The sequence below is a fragment of the Methanocalculus sp. genome (assembly GCF_030651615.1).
Taxonomy (GTDB): domain Archaea; phylum Halobacteriota; class Methanomicrobia; order Methanomicrobiales; family Methanocorpusculaceae; genus Methanocalculus.
On record NZ_JAUSCG010000068.1, the window covers coordinates 1 to 3004 of the forward strand.

Genomic DNA, 3004 nt, shown 5'->3' on the forward strand with positions numbered 1-3004 from the left:
GGAGTTTATCTGTGCATCAGATGTAACACCTCTGATAGATCATACGAGGAGAGTCATCTATCTTGAAGATGGCGACTGTGCCGATGTGACGCGGGCAGAATGTTTGATCACTCAGTATGGTGGTCCGGTTAAACGTCCGATTGAGGAGGTGGACTGGGATATTCAGGATGCCAGGAAAGGTGGTTTCCCCCATTATATGCTGAAAGAGATCTTTGAACAGCCACAGGTCTTCTATAATACGCTTCATTCTGTGAGGGAGGCTCCTGATGCCTTTTCACTGCTCTCAAAACCCGGAATGATCTCGATTGTTGCCTGCGGCTCGTCTTTTCATGCCGGTCTCCTTTATAAGTATCTCTTTGAGTCATACTGTGGTATGCCGGTAAGGGTGGAGATCGGATCCGAGTTCAAGTACTATACCCCGCCACTCTCCGGACCGGTGATCGGAATCACCCAGTCTGGAGAGACAGCAGATACTCTCGCAGCACTGAAGATGGCAAAAGCGTGTGGCTGCCCAACGATTGCAGTTACGAATGTCGTCGGTTCATCGGTTACAAGGATTGCAGATGCGACTATATACACACGTGCAGGACCGGAGATGAGTGTTGCCGCGACGAAATCGTTTATGGCACAACTGGCTGCGGGTGTTCAGATCATTGACTGTCTCCTGAATCATTCGCTGGAAAATGAACTCGAGCGATTAAATCTCAGGATTGAAGAGGCACTTATGGTTCCGGTTGATGATGCAGTCATCCTCTGTAAAGATGCAAAATCAATCTTTTATATCGGCCGCGGACTCTTCTATCCGGTGGCTCTTGAGGGTGCACTGAAGATGAAGGAGATCTCCTATATTCATGCTGAAGGCTATGCGGCAGGGGAGTTAAAACATGGTCCTTTTGCCCTTCTCTCGCCTGATACGCCGGTTGTTGCGATTGCAACTCCGGGCAGGACATATCCGGTGATGATCTCAAATATCAAAGAGATAAAGGCGCGTGGAGCGCCGGTGATCGGCATCGGAGTCATTGGGGATACCCAACTTCCCGAACTGGTTGATATCTTCATTGCTCTTCCAAAGTCAGGTGAGGTGACAGCGATCGCAACAGTGTCTGTTATCCTCCAGCGTCTTGCATATCTGACTGCTGATACACTTGGATGTGATATCGACAAGCCGAGAAATCTGGCAAAAAGTGTGACGGTGGAGTGAAAATGGGAGATAGACACCGGAAAATTCTTTTGTGACATCTTTATGGTTATATCTATATGATGTAATTGAGATTATACTATGATCTTATGCCAGAGGAGTTTACGATCCGACAGAAGAACTGGAATGAGTGTACACGTAGCTGAACCATATGCCAAAAACATCAGCTATTACCGGGGAGATCTTCTTCCGCCATCACCTTGATAACCATCCTGAGTCGGCACTCCGTCTGGAGACGATCCGCGATGGAATTCCCGCCGGGGTGACTACGTACCCCCCGGTTCTTGCAGATGTGAAGGATATCGAACTGATCCATACTCCTGCCCATGTCAGGATGATCCGGCAGCTCTCTGAGTTTGGGGGTGTCAGGTTCATCGATCCGGATACCTATGTCACCTCCCATTCATTCGAGGTGGCGTCATATGCAGTTGGATCATCAATCTTCTGTGCAAGGCGTGCCCTTGAGGGGGAGCGATCCTTTGCTCTTGTCCGCCCTCCCGGCCATCATGCTGAGCCGGATCGCGCAATGGGGTTCTGCCTCTTCAACAACGCTGCCATCGCTTCAGCTGCCCTACTTGAAGAATGTGATCGGGTTGCCATCCTGGACTGGGATATTCATCATGGCAATGGAACCCAGAAGGCATTTTACACAAGCGACCGTGTCCTCTTTATGTCAATTCACCAGAGCAACAGTTTTCCACGAACCGGGTGGATCGATGAGATCGGATCAGGTGCCGGGAAAGGTTACACCCTGAATGCTCCGATCCTCCCTGGTGGTACGATCAATGATTTTATCCATATCCTCAGGGAGGTATTCATCCCGGCGATGCTCCGTTTCCGGCCTGATGCCCTGATCATCTCTGCTGGCCAGGATGCTCTCACTGACGATCCCCTGGCTGGAATGCATCTGGTGCCTCAGGATTTTGGCCTGATGACTGCCACCCTCATCGAAATGCTGGATATCCCGACTGCACTTGTTCTTGAAGGGGGATACGGCCCTTCTGTGGGTAAATCTCTCTTCTCTATCTTCTCGGCATTGAAAGGGGATGCCGTTTGGGCACCTCCGATCGGCAGGGCCAGATCGAGCACCATGAGAATCGCCGAACTGTTACAAAGGGTACAGTGGTAATAGTACCGGTGGAATATCTTTATCCTCTATCATATCGACACTCCCGTATGACGACTGAGATTATGCCCGGGCAGGCGGTGCGGTATGGTCGAACCGGTACTGTCGGAACAGTAACCCGGATCGAGGAGATAATGGGTGTCAGATTTGGCTGTATCGACACCACCAATCTCTTATACCGGATTGACCTTCTCACGCCTGTTACGCTGAAGGAGGGAAGAGTTGTCCGGGTTGGGAAAGATGATAGAGCCTCCATCACCGAAGAGCGACTCCGGGAGAAGGTTGCAGCTGAGAGTGCCTGGCTGAGCGTTGATTCTGCTTGTGAGGGTGGAGGATAACTATCAGCGATTGATCGGTATTGTCGTGAGCTTCACCGATTCAACCCCTTTTTGTGCCATTAACCGCTCAGCAATAGCTTTGAGGTCGGAACCATCACCTCGCAACAGGATCACTTCGAGGCACCTTTCATGGGTGACATGTGAGTGAAGTGATGCCTGAATGATGGACATATAGTCGTGCTGAATCTCTGTGAGCAGCTGAATGAGGCCACGGTGTTCGTGATCGTACACAATGGTGATCACACCCTGCCGCTCACCTTTTACATCGGACATCCATTGGTAGTAGGTGATGTAACTTCTGATTGCATCTCTGATCCCTACAGATCGCGATGAGTACCCGCG

The 3004-nt window shown here is 50.5% G+C and carries 4 protein-coding genes; 3 read left to right on the forward strand and 1 reads right to left on the reverse strand.

What is annotated here, in order from left to right:
- The 3 genes from glmS to Q7V06_RS02790 form a co-directional block, all read left to right on the forward strand.
- On the forward strand, positions 1–1201 hold a 1201-nt coding region (glmS, locus tag Q7V06_RS02780), incomplete at its 5' end, for a glutamine--fructose-6-phosphate transaminase (isomerizing) (protein ID WP_304837747.1).
- Between the two features lie 148 nt (positions 1202–1349).
- Positions 1350–2327, forward strand: coding sequence for a histone deacetylase (locus Q7V06_RS02785; RefSeq protein ID WP_304837750.1), 978 nt, complete (start codon positions 1350–1352; stop codon positions 2325–2327).
- Positions 2328–2374: 47 nt separating this feature from the next.
- Positions 2375–2662, forward strand: a complete 288-nt coding sequence (locus Q7V06_RS02790) for a DUF2098 domain-containing protein (RefSeq protein WP_304837753.1) — start codon at positions 2375–2377, stop codon at positions 2660–2662.
- Positions 2663–2665: 3 nt separating this feature from the next.
- Here Q7V06_RS02790 and nikR read toward each other — a convergent pair.
- On the reverse strand, positions 2666–3004 hold a 339-nt coding region (gene nikR / locus Q7V06_RS02795), incomplete at its 5' end, for a nickel-responsive transcriptional regulator NikR (protein WP_304837755.1).